Annotated in this window: 16 protein-coding genes; 12 read left to right on the top strand and 4 right to left on the bottom strand. The window is 52.5% G+C overall.

The annotated features are described in order from the left end of the window. Positions 1–10 precede the first annotated feature (10 nt). On the bottom strand, positions 11–3,172 hold the full coding sequence (locus PAT3040_RS33200) for an alpha-mannosidase (protein ID WP_181376995.1): 3,162 nt from the start codon (positions 3,170–3,172) through the stop codon (positions 11–13). A 197-nt stretch (positions 3,173–3,369) separates the two neighbouring features. Between PAT3040_RS33200 and PAT3040_RS33195 the strand changes: the two genes are divergently transcribed. Then, positions 3,370–4,197 (top strand): AraC family transcriptional regulator, encoded by an 828-nt coding sequence (locus PAT3040_RS33195; RefSeq protein WP_181376994.1) that lies wholly within the window; start codon positions 3,370–3,372, stop codon positions 4,195–4,197. A 177-nt stretch (positions 4,198–4,374) separates the two neighbouring features. On the opposite strand, the gene PAT3040_RS33190 is transcribed toward PAT3040_RS33195, so the two are convergent. Then, positions 4,375–5,655 carry a methyl-accepting chemotaxis protein gene (locus PAT3040_RS33190; protein ID WP_108996029.1) on the bottom strand — a complete coding sequence of 427 codons (1,281 nt, stop codon included), beginning with the start codon at positions 5,653–5,655 and terminating at the stop codon, positions 4,375–4,377. A gap of 190 nt (positions 5,656–5,845) precedes the next feature. Here PAT3040_RS33190 and PAT3040_RS33185 point away from each other — a divergent pair, with 190 nt between their 5' ends. From PAT3040_RS33185 to PAT3040_RS33145, 9 genes are all read left to right on the top strand, one after another. Beyond that, entirely contained in the window at positions 5,846–6,325 is a 480-nt protein-coding gene (locus PAT3040_RS33185; protein WP_108996028.1) for a PH domain-containing protein, read from the top strand. After that, a complete protein-coding gene (locus PAT3040_RS33180; protein ID WP_108996027.1) occupies positions 6,318–7,949 on the top strand; it encodes a PH domain-containing protein in 1,632 nt (543 codons plus the stop codon). Before PAT3040_RS33185 ends, PAT3040_RS33180 begins: the two co-directional genes overlap by 8 nt. A gap of 254 nt (positions 7,950–8,203) precedes the next feature. Continuing rightward, entirely contained in the window at positions 8,204–8,734 is a 531-nt protein-coding gene (gene sigY / locus PAT3040_RS33175; RefSeq protein WP_108996026.1) for an RNA polymerase sigma factor SigY, read from the top strand. Continuing rightward, entirely contained in the window at positions 8,724–9,068 is a 345-nt protein-coding gene (locus tag PAT3040_RS33170; RefSeq protein WP_108996025.1) for a YxlC family protein, read from the top strand. The genes sigY and PAT3040_RS33170 overlap by 11 nt, the downstream gene beginning before the upstream one ends. Continuing rightward, positions 9,053–9,295 (top strand): sigmaY antisigma factor component, encoded by a 243-nt coding sequence (locus PAT3040_RS33165; protein WP_108996024.1) that lies wholly within the window; start codon positions 9,053–9,055, stop codon positions 9,293–9,295. Before PAT3040_RS33170 ends, PAT3040_RS33165 begins: the two co-directional genes overlap by 16 nt. After that, complete coding sequence (locus PAT3040_RS33160) at positions 9,288–9,497, top strand: PLD nuclease N-terminal domain-containing protein (RefSeq protein WP_108996023.1); 210 nt, start codon at positions 9,288–9,290, stop codon at positions 9,495–9,497. The genes PAT3040_RS33165 and PAT3040_RS33160 overlap by 8 nt, the downstream gene beginning before the upstream one ends. Further along, a complete protein-coding gene (locus PAT3040_RS33155) occupies positions 9,494–10,438 on the top strand; it encodes an ABC transporter ATP-binding protein (protein ID WP_108996022.1) in 945 nt (314 codons plus the stop codon). The genes PAT3040_RS33160 and PAT3040_RS33155 overlap by 4 nt, the downstream gene beginning before the upstream one ends. Beyond that, positions 10,435–11,244, top strand: coding sequence for an ABC transporter permease (locus tag PAT3040_RS33150; RefSeq protein WP_108996021.1), 810 nt, complete (start codon positions 10,435–10,437; stop codon positions 11,242–11,244). Before PAT3040_RS33155 ends, PAT3040_RS33150 begins: the two co-directional genes overlap by 4 nt. Positions 11,245–11,359: 115 nt before the next feature. Beyond that, the gene (locus PAT3040_RS33145; RefSeq protein ID WP_108996020.1) at positions 11,360–11,647 is read left to right on the top strand and encodes a HesB/YadR/YfhF family protein; all 288 of its coding nucleotides are present in this window, start codon (positions 11,360–11,362) and stop codon (positions 11,645–11,647) included. 412 nt (positions 11,648–12,059) lie between these two features. On the opposite strand, the gene PAT3040_RS38250 is transcribed toward PAT3040_RS33145, so the two are convergent. Further along, entirely contained in the window at positions 12,060–12,185 is a 126-nt protein-coding gene (locus tag PAT3040_RS38250) for a DUF6254 family protein (RefSeq protein WP_219930348.1), read from the bottom strand. A gap of 125 nt (positions 12,186–12,310) precedes the next feature. Further along, on the bottom strand, positions 12,311–13,156 hold the full coding sequence (locus tag PAT3040_RS33140; protein ID WP_087566163.1) for an AraC family transcriptional regulator: 846 nt from the start codon (positions 13,154–13,156) through the stop codon (positions 12,311–12,313). 161 nt (positions 13,157–13,317) lie between these two features. Between PAT3040_RS33140 and PAT3040_RS33135 the strand changes: the two genes are divergently transcribed. Then, positions 13,318–14,808 carry a tagaturonate epimerase family protein gene (locus PAT3040_RS33135; protein ID WP_108996019.1) on the top strand — a complete coding sequence of 497 codons (1,491 nt, stop codon included), beginning with the start codon at positions 13,318–13,320 and terminating at the stop codon, positions 14,806–14,808. 74 nt (positions 14,809–14,882) lie between these two features. Beyond that, a complete protein-coding gene (locus tag PAT3040_RS33130; protein WP_087566165.1) occupies positions 14,883–15,347 on the top strand; it encodes a divergent PAP2 family protein in 465 nt (154 codons plus the stop codon). Positions 15,348–15,475: the final 128 nt, after the last annotated feature.

The following is a 15,475-nucleotide window of genomic DNA, read 5'->3' as shown; positions in this document are numbered from 1 at the left end:
GCTGGGATGATTAACCACCATCAATCGATATATTTAAAGGAATGGTCTTTTCTGTCCGCCTGATTCGGATTGTCTTGATTTCGAAGGGCGTCAACTCGAAGGGGATCGACGAATCCGCGTGTTCGATCGGGCGCAATGTATGCTCCAGCATGTCGCATTCCGCTGCGGAATCGATAAACGTGTTGTTTAGTTGAAGGACATCTCGAATTCTAGCCCCATGGTTCTCGTACACGCGCACAATCAGATCGCCTGATCCATCATCCGCCGGCTTTGCTGCAGACAGGAAGACTCCGCAGGCGCCAATCGTCAGCCATGATTCCTCGGCATGCGTCCAGGCGGTTGCCGCGACCGGATGATAAAGAAGCGGCGCATTATATTTCCACCCTTCCTCGTCCACATGGCCGGCTCTCCACTCTCCGTCATGCAGATACAGGGAGTACGAGAAGCTATGATGGCCGATGTCGCATGTCGTATCCGGATATTTTGGCGCTTTAAGCAGTGTAATGCGCATCAATCCGCCTTTTATGTCATAACCGAACTTGCCCTCGTTAAGCAGCGCCGCGCCGTAGTTTCGCTCGGACAGATCGACCCAATGATGCGCGCTAACTTCCCATTGCGCACGATCCCAGCTTGTATTGTTGTGAGTGGGTCGTTCTATATGGCCAAAGCTCATATCGTAGGTCGCCCGATCGGCATGAATATCCAGATCGAAACCGGCCTTGAGCAGTCGACCCGTTTCGTTCCAATCGGCTTCGGTGCGGAAATCGACTTTTCGTTCGTATGCTTTAAGCACGATATCCTGAACAATACAGGAGCGATTGATCGTTTTTTTAACCCGCAGAACGGCGATAGTGGCAGAGGAAGAAACAAGCTCCACGGATTCGGCTTGATCGATTAATCTTCCGCCCGCTGCCAGGGTCTCCTCGTCGATATTCCACGCATCGTAGAAATCGTACAGCTCCTCGAATATTTCCAGCGCATTCCCGGGTTTGCCGGAAGCCTTCAGCACACTTCGCTCGAAACGTTTATCCCACACCTTGTCGAGGAAACCGGACTGTTTGCTTACAACAATCCGCAGTTCGCCATTCTCGAGCGTGAAGTTGCCGCCGTCTTCGCGGACGGATACAGCATCCGAAGATGCAGGAACAGCGGGGTTGCCGGGCAAAACCAGATAACGTTTATATCCAACCGAAGGAACGCGTTCCGCGTAAAGGAGCGTCCTGCCGTTCGGCAGACGCGTATAAACGACCTGCTTGGAGTTTGCGGCATCCACGATGATTTCGCCAGCGCGCACCAGCAGATCGCATTCCACCCATTCCGTCCGTGCAAAAGCCAACGAATTAAACAGCACGAATGAACGCTCTTGCTCCGCTGCTAGAACCACATCATCCCCATGATCCGCAGTAGGACCCACTAGTGCCGACAGCGCCTCGGCTTGCGCCGTTTCGCCAATCTCGAAGATCCGTGCGTATTCCTGCTCTGCCGTCACATATGTATCGGCTTGCGAGGTGCCGGGAAGGATGTCATGGAATTGCTGGAACAGAAGCCGTTCCCAGCCTTCTTTCAGTTGACCGCCAGGGGCGCGTTGCAGCGCCAGCAGCAGCTCGGCGTTCCGGTACAGAAGCTCCGCTTTGCGGTTGTTCCGTTTGGCGGCGGCCTGAGAGGTGTACGTACCCTGATGCCATTCGAAATAAAGCTCGCCTCTCCAGGTGGGCAACTTCTCCCGGTTCATGTTCAACTTGTCGAAATAGGAGGCTGCCGTGTCGGGCTTTATCTTCGGCACGCCCGGAAGCTTGGTATAACGTCTGGAACGTTCGATCATCTCGGCCGTGACGCCGCCGCCGCCGTCGCCATAACCATAAACGGTCATCATATCCTTTGTATGTTTGGAATTGCGAAAATTTTTGATGCCGGAATCGATAGCTGGAAGTTTCATATCGGCGGAATAGCTGTTGAACATGTCAAGAATCGCAATCAGTTTGCTGCCGTCCGGAGCCTCCCATTGAAACAGATGATGTGGAAATACGTTGACTATATTATTGTTGATTTTGCACGTATAGAAGTAACGGAACCCGCACTTGCTGAGCACTTGGGGCAAATACGCGGGGTAGCCGAATGTATCCGGGAGCCAGCAAATTTCGGTCGTACGGCCGAATTCCTCTTGATAAAATTTCTGGCCGAATGCCGTCTGTCGAATTAACGATTCGCCGGAAATCAAATTGCAGTCCGGCTCCACGAGCATCCCGCCGATCAGTTCCCAACGCCCTTCGGCCACATAATATTTAATTTTTTCATATAAGGCCGGATAGTGCTCCTTCGCCCATTGATATTGCGTTGTCTGACTTTGAGAGAAATGGAATTCCGGATAACGGTCCAGCAGCTGCAGCATATTGGAGAACGTTCTTCCGCACTTGCGCACGCTCTCCTTGGCTGGCCACAGGTAGGCCAGATCCAGATGGGAATGGCCCACTGCGATGATTTCCCTGTCCGCAGCGTTATTGGTTGCAGCTGGCCACCTTTCTGATAGCCAGGAGCCGAAGCGGCGCGCTCCTTCCTGGAAATAACCGTCTTCATCATCCGGCTTCATATGCCGTCTGGCCTCGTTCAACAATTCCAGCGCCCAAGCCGATTCGGTTAACAAATAATATTCGTAAAGCACTTCAAGGTCGAGCAACAGGTGATAGAGCATTTCGTCCAAGGTTACGATTTCGGCTGTACGAAACAGATGGGTGCCATAGTCGAGTCCTCCCTGAACGGCATGAGCGAGATTTTGCCACCTGATGGAAGCCTCGATCGTTAAATCGTAAACTTCGCCGGCTACGCCCGATTCCGATAGGCGGCACAGGGAACGATTGGGATCAAAGCCCTGCTGAGGCGCTCCATTTAAGTAAAACAGACATTCTCCTTCATTGTTGAAACGCAAAAAAACAGGATGGCCGGCATGTTTGTCGTCCAGTGTCACTTGAATTTGGAAATAGGCGGTGCTCGCATACCAGGCCTGACCTACGTCAATCGTCGACCAATCCGATGTGTACCGGGTTTGTCCGGGTCCTTCGTAGATCGCTTCCCGATAATTCCAGGTAGAGATAGGAGTCGTCGCTTGATATAAACGTTGTTTAATTTTGCCCAAAAATGAATCCAAGGTTCTGCGAAAATGATTGGCTACTGCCATAAACCTCATCCCTTCTATTGCTTGTTCACCCGCATATAACCAACTTATAATAGATGGTGACACGAAAAAATACGTGTTCTGGACAAAATGAGTAAGTTATTCGGACATTAGGGTGGAAAGCAGAGGCGAGTCCCATCAGAAAACATATCTACATCGAAGATCATTCCGGTTATATGTTCCGGTTCGGAGATCTGACTGTGAACATACTTAATGTGACTAGGGTGTTTCCCAGCGATGACTGGTATGTCGGGGAGCACTCCCATACTTGCTATGAGCTTCACGTAATCCCGGGCGGCGAAGGTTTCGTCAACATCGAAGGGCATGATCTGCATGTGCGCGGCGGCCAGTTCTATATCACGGCTCCTTATGTGAAACATACGCAACGCGTGCTAGAATCGAACCCGATGAGCGAATATTGTTTGCGCTGGGAGCTGCTTGCCCCAACAGACGACTCCCCGGGAATTCAGGAAGAAAGCGATGAATACCGCATACTGAAAAAATACTTTTCTCGCTGCTACCCCAATGCGTTCGAGGACGCCTACCGAATGGACAAAAAATTCGAGCGTATCTTCGCCGAGCTTGATCGGCCGCGTGCAGGTTCGCGGCTGAGAGTGAAAGCTATTTTGATCGACATTATGGTCGATGTATTACAATCCATCCATAGCTACGGCGAGGAGATCATTCTCCGCAATCAGAAACAAACCGAGGAGGAGCGGCGTCTCAATCGAATAATGGAATTTATTCAGAAGGAGCATCACCGTCCGATTACCGCCGAAGAGGTATCGCGCCTCTTCTTTCTTTGCCCCCGGCAAATCAATCGTTTGCTCCGCAAGAGATGGAACTGCACGTTAGGGGAGTTGGTTACCAGGCATCGTCTGGAGGAAGCAATCAGCCTTCTGCAGCAGTCGGCTATGACGGTGGAGGAAATTGCGCTTCGGTGCGGATTTACAAGCCGTTATTACATGTACGAGGTGTTCCGCAAGCACGGGTACTCTACGCCCGGGAATATAAGGAGGGCCAAATAATGAGAATACCTCTACCCTCGGCCTTTCGAAGACGTGCGACCTCCAGCTTTGCAAAGCAAAGCCGCTTCGGAAGCATGAGGCGGGATAATTGAAAAACTCTTTGTCTCCATAGGGACAAAGAGTTTTTAGGGCTCAGGGAACTATGCGCTCCCAAAATTGTGGATAATGGACAATTTCTTATACACGGAACCGCTCCACCTGGCGCCTAAGATCGGCGGATTGCTCCCGCATCGTCTCGGTGGATGCCGCAATCTCTTGCATGGCGGCAATCTGTTCTTGGGTAGAAGCTGCCGCATCTTGGGCGTTTTGGCGGATAAGTTCCGCGATATCGGCGACCTGACGGGCTTCTTGAAGCGTCGATCGTACGACATCGCTTTGGCTCGAGACGTAAGAGGCTACATCCTCCACGATCCGGGAGACGGCGCCGGTATCTCCGACGATGGCTTGCAGCGCAGCTGCCGCCTCCTGGCTATTGCCGGCTTCCCGGTCGGCTAATGAAGACTGATCCGCGATAGCCGACGCCGTATGGCGTACTTCCTCCCTCATTTGACCGATCAGCCTGTTAATGTCATGAACCGCATTCGCGCTGTTGGCGGCAAGCTTTTTTACTTCGCCGGCAACGACCGCAAAGCCCTGTCCGTGTTCTCCCGCATGAGCGGCCTCGATGGAAGCGTTAAGCGCTAGCAGATGCGTCTGATCCGCCAGCTCTCCGACGAGACCGGAGATCGTATCGATCTCTTCTGCCCAGCGCTCCAGCTCGCGAACGGAGCGAAGCGAATCCCTGCTGGAAGCGGCAAGCTTGCGCATGCCTTCGACCGATAAACGGATAGACTCGGCGTTGCTGCCGATCGCTACTGCCATCCTCGCCGTTGTTTCAACGGCTTCGTCGGCCTGGCGGCTAATATCGTCCGTCGCTTGTACGACCCGTTCGACGGAGGTGAGCATGGCTTCCGCACCCTGCGCCTGACGATCGACTCTCTTGGCAATATCGTCCATCGTGCCGGCGATCCGCTCGGCATGCTGCGCGGCTTCGCCCGCGGATGCCCGAAGCTGTTCGGAGTTGGCATCGGCCACCTTTGAGCCGTCGGAAATACCGCTGATCATGCCACGCAAGCTGTCGATCATGCGGGAGAAGGACAGTCCGAGCTCCCGCATCTCGTCGTCGGAGCGTACATGGTTGATCTGGACATGCAGATCGCCTGCCGCGGCTTCGTTGGCTGCGCGAGTTAACACGATCAGCGGCCGAACCAGCCATCTCGCCGCCAGCCATCCCAGCAAGCCTGTCCAGAATATGCCGAGCGCGAGCGTCAAGCCGACGAAGATCCAGCCGGAGACTTGATCCCGCAACGCGGGCTGAACGACCAGCAGGCAGAATGCGCTGGTTCCGTAAGTGACGATGGATACGGCTACAATACCCGTCACCATTTTGGCTACAATACCGAATTTTTTCCCGGTCATAGATGTCGTCTCCTTTGGGCAGTTTGTCTATATTGTATCAGTTTGGGAGATGCTGGTGTGTGACGATGATCACTATCGGCCCGGATTCGACATATTTCGGCAGGTGCCCTAAATTGAAGAACAGGGTAGTTATTGACTCTGCCTTGGAAAATTGATGTAATAGGAGGGAATGACAGAGAGGAGCAGGTACATGAACAGGGAGCTGAAAAGAAGGCTTCATCGTGATTATTTAAAGGTTTATCGCATATCGGAGCTTATTTCCAACGGCGTATTTTTAGCCGTTATTTTGACTTACCTCGGGCTGGCGCTTGCGTTCGACTGGACGCTGCTGCCCGTTTGGATCTGTGCGGGGTTGCTGGTCCTGTCACTGATCGTATTTACATGGATCGTGCCCGGGGTGAAGTATAAGCGATTCCGCTACGAGCTGTTCGAGGAGGAGCTGGAGATCGAGTCCGGCATCATTTTTATCAGCAACGTGCTGGTGCCCATGGTTCGCGTCCAGCATGTCGAGCTAGGCAGCGGTCCGCTCATGCGCAAATTCGAGCTGGCCTCCATCTCGGTTGTTACTGCCGCTACGACCCATAAAATCAGCGGATTAAAGCGGGACGACGCGGAGCAATTAAAGAGAAGCATAGGCAAGCTTGCCAAGGTGGACGAAGGCGATGAATGAACGTCGATCCCTTCATCCGTTGTATATTGCGTATGGGTTTCTCAGCGTTATTAAAGGTTTGCTGCCGTTAATAATAATCATGCTGCTTAGAGGCGTAAATTGGGATAAAGTGCTGCAATGGTATTGGATTGCAGGAGTCGCGGGACTTTTTGCGCTGATGCTGGTCTTAAGCTATTTGCAATGGAAGCGGTTCGGTTTTTGGCTGGAGAACGATCGGATCGTGATCCGATCAGGTCTTTTGTTTCGCGAAGAGAAGACGATCTACTATTCCCGAATTCATTCCGTCAACGTCGAGCAGCCGCTCATCCAACGCTTACTCCGAACTGCTCAGCTTAAGATAGAGACGCCAGGCGGCGGCCAGAAGTCGGATGGCATCCTGCATGTGCTGTCCATTGCCGAAGCGAATCGGATCAAGGAGCAGCTTAGGGCGCATGCCGAAGGAACGACTGCGACGGCTGCTGCGACAGCCAGGATGGAGCTTGCGGAACCGAATGGCCATGCTGCAGAAACACGTGAGGACGCTCTTTTGCTTGATGATGCACTCTTGTCTAAAGAAGCGGGAGAGAAGACTAGCGCGACTGCATCTAGTGGAGGGCAAGTTCGACAGCCGCAAAATCCTGCTGGAGGCAATGGTACCTTACGCCAAGCGGAAGACTCCGTCAGGCTGGATACGGGACAATTGTTTAAGGCGGCTGCCACGTCGCTGAACTTTGGACTTGCGATCGCGTTTATCGGCGGCTTGTATTCGTTTGCCGACGATTTCCTGGAGTTGCTCCTGCCGGATGGTTTTTTTGAGCATCTGATCGAGGATACCCAAAGCTTGATGTCGAGCGTCCTGTTTATTGTTGTTATAGCCGTATTCGTCATCTTGTTTGCATGGGTGTTGTCCATTGGGTTATTCATACTGAAGTTTAGCGGCTTTACCATGGGCAGAGCGGGTCAACAGGTGAGCATCTCCTACGGATTGCTGGAGAAGAAGTCGTACGTGTTCGATCCGAAGAACGTGCAGGCCGTCATAATTAACGAAAGTATATTGCGTCAATGGATCGGATTCGCGGAGGTGAGGCTGCAGATCGTCTCGTCCGACAAGCAGGAGCAGCTGATGCTGCATCCATTCGTCGCTTTCCGGGATATTGACTCGCTGCTGGCGCGTTTCGTGCCGGGCATGCGCGTATTCGATCCCAAGGAGCTGTCGGCAGCTCCTGCCAAAGCGCTGCTTTATTACCTCCGTGTGCCTTATATCATCGCCGTAATGATTAGCGCGGCTTGCATCGGATTTTTCGGCGTGGCCGGAATCTGGTCGGTGTTCCTGTTTCCTTTGGTCTACGCCTGGAGGAAAAGCTGTCATCGCGCAGCGGGAGGACTGCTCAAAGAGGGGCAGCTCACGCTGAGACATTGGCTGCTGCACAGAACGACTTATCTCGTGCGCAGACCCCGTATCGTTGCCCTTAAGGCGAAAAGCACGGCAGCTCAGCGTCGTAAAGGATTGTCATCGGTAGCTGTCCATGCGCTTGGCAGCGGCACGGCTTTCGGCGTGACGTGTCTGGATCGCAACCAAGTCGAAGAAGTGTGGCAATGGTATAGTCGGCATCCTGCGGCAAAAGAAGAGAAACGGAATTCTTGATTTTTTTTCGGCCATTGGCATCGGTGTATGGGACCTTCCCGTTCGCCGATTTTTTTTGTTACCACAATAGAATTTATAAGTTTTCGAGAAATCGAAAACCAAATTTCTATTTGGCGATAAAAACTTCATCTAAACGCGGTCGCACATCCTCGAAGGACTTCGATAGAAGTTTTTCTCAACGAATGAACGAAATAGGCACTCTACTCGTCATAGAGTGGAATTGATTATTTGTCGAAGGGAGCAGCGCCAAAAACGTGGAAGACGAACCGAAGCTTGTGCAACTAGCCATTCGTGGCGATACGGGGGCTCTATCCGAGCTGCTGCGGCGAAATTACGTATTCCTTTATCAATACGCGCTCAAGCTGACAATGGACAGAAACAGAGCGGAAGATATCGTACAAGAGACGGCGCTCAAAGCAATCGAGCATATTGCCCTGTTCCAGGGCGGCTCGAAGTTCTCTACTTGGCTGATCACGATCGCTTCCCGACTTGTCATCGACAAGGCGAGACGAAGCAAGAGAGAGCGCAGATGGCTGACAGAGGAGAGGTACACGAGAGGATTCCGATTCGAAGTCACTAGTAGGCTCGATGAGTGGCCGGATGCCGTTGAGGCGCTTGCGGGGCTGCCGGAGCATCACCGCGTCCCCATTTTGTTGAAGTATTATTACGGTTATTCGCAGGAGGAAATTTCCGAGATGCTGAAGGTGCCGACAGGGACGATCAAATCCAGGCTGCATGCCGGCATCAGGCGTTTAAGAGAGGAGTTGAGAGGACATGAGCAATGAAGATAAGCGGAACCAGCAATGGTTCGATGAGCGGATCGGAACCACGCTGAGACGGTTGGATGAGGCGTTCGAGCCTCAGGCCCCTGAGTTGCAGACGATGGAAGTTTTCGTAGCGGAAGGGAAAAAAGCGCTAAGAGAAAAAATGCGGAGAGATATGCTGATCTTTGTATTGCTGGCCGCAATCGTAGTCGCAGTCATGGCTTGGACGATCAACCGCAACTTGGCATTGTTTGTTGCGCTTCAGGCGCTCACAGCGTTGTCTGTAGCCGGATGGATGGCGCTCCACCTCCTTCGTCTCGCCTGGAAAGGGAGAACGCAATGGAAGAGAAACTAATGCAATCCGTATGGTTCTGGCTTCTGATTGCGGCAATGCTGATTCCTCAGTCGACCTGGTTGTTCGTGGACGCGCGCAAGCGCGATAGCGGCCCCTGGTTCTGGGGACTATGGGGACTGATTCAATTTCCGCTGCCGCTTGTCGCGTATTGGCTGCTCGTGCGCAGAGGATGGTGGAAGAAAATCAAACATGATTTGCAATCACGAGGGGGGAGACAAGATGAATGACGAGCTGGCAATCTCAAAGCTAATTCCCATAATAGCGCCGTTTCTGGTTATTCAATTGATTTTGATGGTTATTGCAATAACGTTATGCATCAAGGCTGAAGCTACGAGAGGACCTAAGCCGATGTGGATTCTGATCATTATATTCGTAAACATTGTTGGTCCTGTCGCTTTTCTTATCGCAGGAAGGAGGAATGAGCGATGAGCACACTGCTGGAGGTATCCGGACTTTCAAGGAGCTTCGGGTCGGTTCAAGCCGTAAATGGAATCGAGTTTTCCGTCGGAGAAGGTCGCTGCGTCGCGCTTCTGGGACCGAACGGCGCGGGCAAAACGACGACGATTCGCATGCTCGCAGGATTATTGAAGCCGACTAGCGGAGCCATTAAATACGCAGGACAATCCGAGCGCGCCGATGTCAGAGAAGGGATTGGCTATCTGCCGCAGTCCCCTGCATTCTATCCGTGGATGACGGGGCTGGAGTTTGCGGTTTATGCAGGCAAGTTGTGCGGACTGGGAGGCCGGGAAGCTGGACGGAGCGCAGGCGAATGGCTGGAGCGAGTCGGACTGAAGGATGCGGCCAAACGAAAGATAGGGGGTTATTCCGGGGGGATGAAGCAGCGCCTGGGACTCGCACAAGCCCTTATTCATCGTCCTAAGCTGCTCATCATGGATGAACCCGTATCGGCGCTGGATCCTGTCGGCAGACGCGAGGTGCTGGAGCTGATCCGCGAATTGAAGCGGGAGACGACGGTATTGTTTTCTACTCATGTGCTTCATGATGCGGAAGAGCTATGCGAAGATATCATCATTATTAACAAAGGCGATATTGCGCTGCAAGGATCGCTTGAGGGCATACGCAACTCTTATCGGAAGCCGATCATCGAGCTTACGATGGAACCGGACGAAGGATCGAGCCGATGGGCAAGGGAACTGGTCGCATCCGTTGCCGCCGGGCAGGGAGGAAGCAATCCCCTTTTGGCAGATGCCATGTTGCAGGGAAACGAGCTGCGTTTGAGCGTACGGGAGATGGAGGAGGCAAGGTCGCATTTGCTGCGATCGATCGTAGACAACGAGGTCAAGCTTGTTCGTCTCCAAGCGGGATATTCGACGCTGGAAGATCTTTTTATGAAGGTGGTTAGAATATGAGCAAGGGAGGCAAAAAGGGAGGCACATCCCGCTATGGAGCGCTGCTGGGCAAGGAGATGCTGGAGCTTGCGAGAAGCATGAAGCTGGTATGGGTACCGCTTGTGTTTGTCGCGTTAGGCATCATGCAGCCTGTCTCTATCTATTACATGCCGCTTATTCTGGAGCACGGGGGCAATCTTCCGGAAGGAACGGTGATCGAAATGCCGATGCCGCTCCCTTCCGAAGTAATGTCGGGTACGTTGTCCCAATTCGGCGTGATTGGCATACTTGTTCTAGTGCTGGTCTATATGGGAGTCGTATCGGGCGAGCGCAGCAGCGGTACGGCTTCCCTTATATTGGTGAAGCCTGTATCAATCATGGCCTATTTGGGATCCAAGTTGACGGCAATGCTGCTTCTTGCCCTGTTGTCACTGCTGTGCGGATATTTAGCCGCATGGTACTATACGGATCTGTTGATAGGAAAATTTGCTTTTGGGGAGTTTTTGGGCAGCTTTCTCTTATATGGATTGTGGCTTGCCTTCGCTATGGCTGCAACGCTGCTGTTTAGCACGATACTTCGCAGCTCCGCAGGAGCAGCGGCATGCGTGCTTGTGCTACTAGCTTTGTTATCCATTGCCGCCAACCTTGCACCCCATTTTGCGGGCTGGTTGCCAGGCGCATTAAACAGCTATGCCGCGCAAGCGGCGAACTCGACGATAGAATACACGGACGTATTCGTCTGGGTCATCGTTTGCACCGTGCTGCTGATTGCAGGTGCGTATGCGCTCTCGTGCACGCTGCTCCGCAATTCGGCGACAATTGACTAAGCTTATCGGACAAGCATTTCCAAATATATGAAGTCAAACGGTTAGGCCGGGGGTTGGAGCGTCGGCGATTGAGAGGTATAATGAAAGTAATTAGAACCTCAAGGAGCTGACAGCGATGAAGTTAGTGGTGGAGCAAGCGGCAGCGCGTTGGTATAAGGAGCAGATGGATTTGTCGAACGGCGATGCGTTAAGAATATTCATCCGGCTGGGAGGCGACGGGAGCGTTCACCCCGGGATGTCCTTGGGCATAACGAAGGATAGTCCGCGAAGCGAAGGGCTTCGGCACGAGATTGAGGGTATTTTGTTCTTTATAGAAGAAGACAATTTGTGGTATCTGGAAGAAAAAGAACTTCGCATTTCATTTGATGACCGATACGAAGAAATTTTGATGAAGGTTGTTTGACGCAGTATAGAGCGGGAAGCTGCAGCCCGAGAATTGTAACCCGAGAAAATCGGGTTGCAGGGCGCACCAGAGTAACTTAGGGGGAAGATGCGCGAATTGGCTGGAATAATGGCGCCTAGTTCCCGCAAGCAAGGGCTTCAAAATCGTTGCTTTGGCGAAAATAGTGTTGCTCAGTTCCGCGCACACCTGTTTACATCAGACAAGCCGTTGTCCATACTCGAACTTAAAGAACCGTCAGGGTGTTTTTATCCCTGACGGTTTTTCTTACCCAATAATCGTATAAGCTTCCGAGCTTTATCAGAAATCTTAATTTCTTATTGCCGATAAAACCTGCCTCATGCTCCCAAAGCAGATTTGCTTTGCAAAGCTAGAGGAGCCTCATCATCGAGAGGCCGCGACAGCGGTTTTCTTCTTAGCTCTTGTTGTCTTGCGTTCCCTCGCTCAGTTCCTCAAACGACTTCACTTTACCGTGCGTCGGCTTTTGATTGTGCTTGCGTTGATGCCAGGCGTTCTCCCGGCGGTTCTTGGATGATGACATAAATGAAGCACCTCCTTCCATGTCATTAGAATGGCATTCAGCTTCATTCCGCATTCGTGGCAAAATGGACTAATCTCAGCTGACGTGGCCGACAATAATCGAGCTGCGGCGTTCCGAGCTGAGGCTTATTTTCTGGAAGATTGCCGGTATCGCAGAGGGGTATTATTGGCAATTTGGCGGAAGGCCCTGCCGAATTGCACGAGCGAGCCGAAGCCGACTTGCTCCGCGATCGTAATGACCTTGGCGTTTGTCTCCTGCAGAAGCCGCTGCGCCTCCTGGATACGAACGAGATGAACGTAGGTCACAAGAGGGAAGCCGGTCACTTCCTTGAACATGCGGCTCAGATAAGCTGGACTGATCTCGAATCGTCTTGCCAGCTCCTCAAGCGAGACTTCATCCGCATAATGGGCGTTGATGTGACGCACGATAGAGGAGATTTTGCGATGAAGCGGGCTGACATGGTCGGGAACCGTCACGGAATTTGTTTTAATAAAACGCGAAGCGAACAACAGCAGCTCGATCAAATAATGACGAATGGCGAAAGTTTGGCCAAGAACCGGCTCCCGGGCTTCGTCCGTCATGGAACCCAGGATACGCTGCACCATTCTGCGGCTTTGCAGATCAAGACGAAGCACGGGCGAGCCGATTGAAAGCGCATCGAGCAAGTAAGGGGCTTCCTCCAGTGCGCTGCCCAGGAAGGAATCGCTAAAGTTGATAACGACGCGGGCATGGCCGAAGTCGCCGGAATCCGATGTCGCATGCAGCTCGCGCCGATTGATGAGCACCAGGTCGCCAGGCAAGATCAAGAAGGAGCGATCGCGAATAAAGTACATTCGCTCCCCTTCGTACAAGTAATAAAGCTCGTACATGTCATGCATATGCTGCGTACGCTCGAATGGTCCGGAGCGGCGGATATATTGAAGGTAGATCGGACCCTTCTCTTCATTGCCGTAGGTGACTGTATCGGACATGCTGGTCAGGTCTCCTTGTTTGTCTCCAATTAGATAACAATCCTATTAATCGTATCACGAGGCGCAAAATATGAACAGTTTTAATCGGAAATAAGAATAAATGATAAGAAAATTTTCTATAATTGCGATACGATGGAGAAAAGCTAAAGGAGGCAATTCCCATGAAACAATTGGCTGAAGTATTGCAATCGGGCAATATATCCGAGTTCGTATCTTCCGAATATACCGTATATCCAAAATCGATTGCCAAAGCAGGCGGCACAACGATCGCGATCGTCAAGACGGCTGAGGGCAAAAAGTTGTTCGCTGTTGGCGACGATGATCTGTACGATGCTTTGGTTGGCGAACCTGCTCAAGGCGGAGAAGGTAAGTTATGCGCGCTGTCGCATGCCAATCGTCTGACCATCAACAACTTCTTCCCTAATACAGCTCCTCGCGCATTCGGCACGAAGGTGGCAACGATGGGGCTCGGCGATCGACTTGGCATTGCCAGTCCTGGTCATATTGAGACGATTCGAGGCAAGGACATTCGTCCGGTGCTGGCACAGCAAAGCATTCGCGAGCTTGCGTTGACGGGCCGCACTTACGAAGACGTGCTCGACGCAGCCGCCTACGCCGTCCTTCAGGAAGGTTATACAGACGGTTATGGTGCGGACGGCGACCATCTCAAGAAAATCGAAGATATCGAATACGCGTTGCGTCTGGGCTTTACGATGCTGACGCTGGACTGCTCGGAGAAGATAGACAACAGTATCGCTGGCGCCTCCGATGAGGAGCTCGCGGCGAAATACGAGGCGCTTCCTGCAAGCCTGCGCGAACAATACGAATCCCGTTACTTGGGCGAGGCTGCAGCCGTTCCGGGTGCAACGCTTGCTTTTACAAAGGAATCGCTTGTAAAGGACGTTCTCATCTACCATGAGGCGATTAACTTCATGGAAGAAATTTATAATCGCTACATTGCAACGCTGGATCGCGAGGTTGACTTTGAAATTTCAATCGACGAGACGGAGACGCCAACATCGCCAGAGGCTCATTACCTGGTAGCGAACGAGCTGCGTCATCGTGGCGTTTCCATTTTCAGTATGGCTCCGCGGTTCTGCGGCGAATTCCAGAAGGGTATCGACTATATCGGAGACATCGCGCAATTTGAGCGCGAGCTGGCCAGCCATGCGGCAATCGCGGTACACTTTGGTTACAAGCTGAGCATTCACTCCGGCAGCGATAAGTTCAGTGTATTCCCGCTCATCGGCCAATATACGAAGGGACTGTTCCACCTAAAGACGGCTGGCACGAACTGGCTGGAAGCCGTACGCGTAGTCGCAAGCGAGAATCCTTCCCTCTACCGTCGCATGCATCAATATGCGCTGGATCACTTCGAAGAGGCTACTGCTTACTATCATGTAACGACGGATTTGTCGGCGATAGCTCCGCTGGAAAGCGTGACGGACGAGCAGTTGCCGGACTACATGAATGAAAACAACGCTCGTCAGTTGCTGCATATTACGTATGGTTTGTTGCTGCAAGCGAAGAACGAGGATGGCAGCCTGACGTTTGCGGACGAGTTCTTCCAGACACTCTACGATCGTGAGGACGTATTTGTCGAAGGCTTGAAACGCCACATCGGAAAACATTTGGAGCTGCTGGGCAAATAAGTTAATCATATTTTGGCATGCTGGGAGGAACCTGCGGGAACACTGACGAGGATAGAAGTCAGGAGGGGATCCGTATGGCCAACCGAGGATTGGGAACGGCGCTTGCCGCAGTGGGGGCCGCGCAGTTGCTGAAGATTCCAATGCACGCGTGGCGGACAGGGGAGTGGAGATTGGGCAAAGTTGTCGGCTCGGGCGGCATGCCCAGCTCTCACTCCAGCGGCGTAACGGCGCTTGCCGCCTACACGGCGGTCAAATACGGCGTGAAAACGCCGGAATTCGCAATCGCGGGCATGCTTGGCATCATCGTCATGTATGATGCGATGAACATTCGCAGGCATGCCGGAGAGATCGCGATCCAGGTAAACGATCTGGATGCGGACGTCGAGCGTCTGGCCGGCCATCATCCAGGCATCTACCACAAGCGGCGCGAGGAGAAGCTGAAGGAGTCGCTGGGCCATCAGCCGGGCGAGGTTTTAGCTGGTGCAATTCTTGGCGCAGCGGTAGGTGTTTTGGGCGCTATGACGGTTCGAGCTCGATAGTAACTTGCGACGGCGGAGCGCTGCTGTCACAGTTCGAATTTAAAGTAACAATGTATAAGACGTCTCGCGGATATCGATGCCATGAGACGTCTTTTTAGTGTTTTTGTAGGTAAGGGACAGCCTCTGTC

The organism is Paenibacillus agaridevorans (assembly GCF_003112455.1).
Lineage (GTDB): Bacteria > Bacillota > Bacilli > Paenibacillales > Paenibacillaceae > Pristimantibacillus > Pristimantibacillus agaridevorans.
Note: the sequence above shows the minus strand (reverse complement) of the source record. Positions and strands in the feature narration are given on the sequence as shown.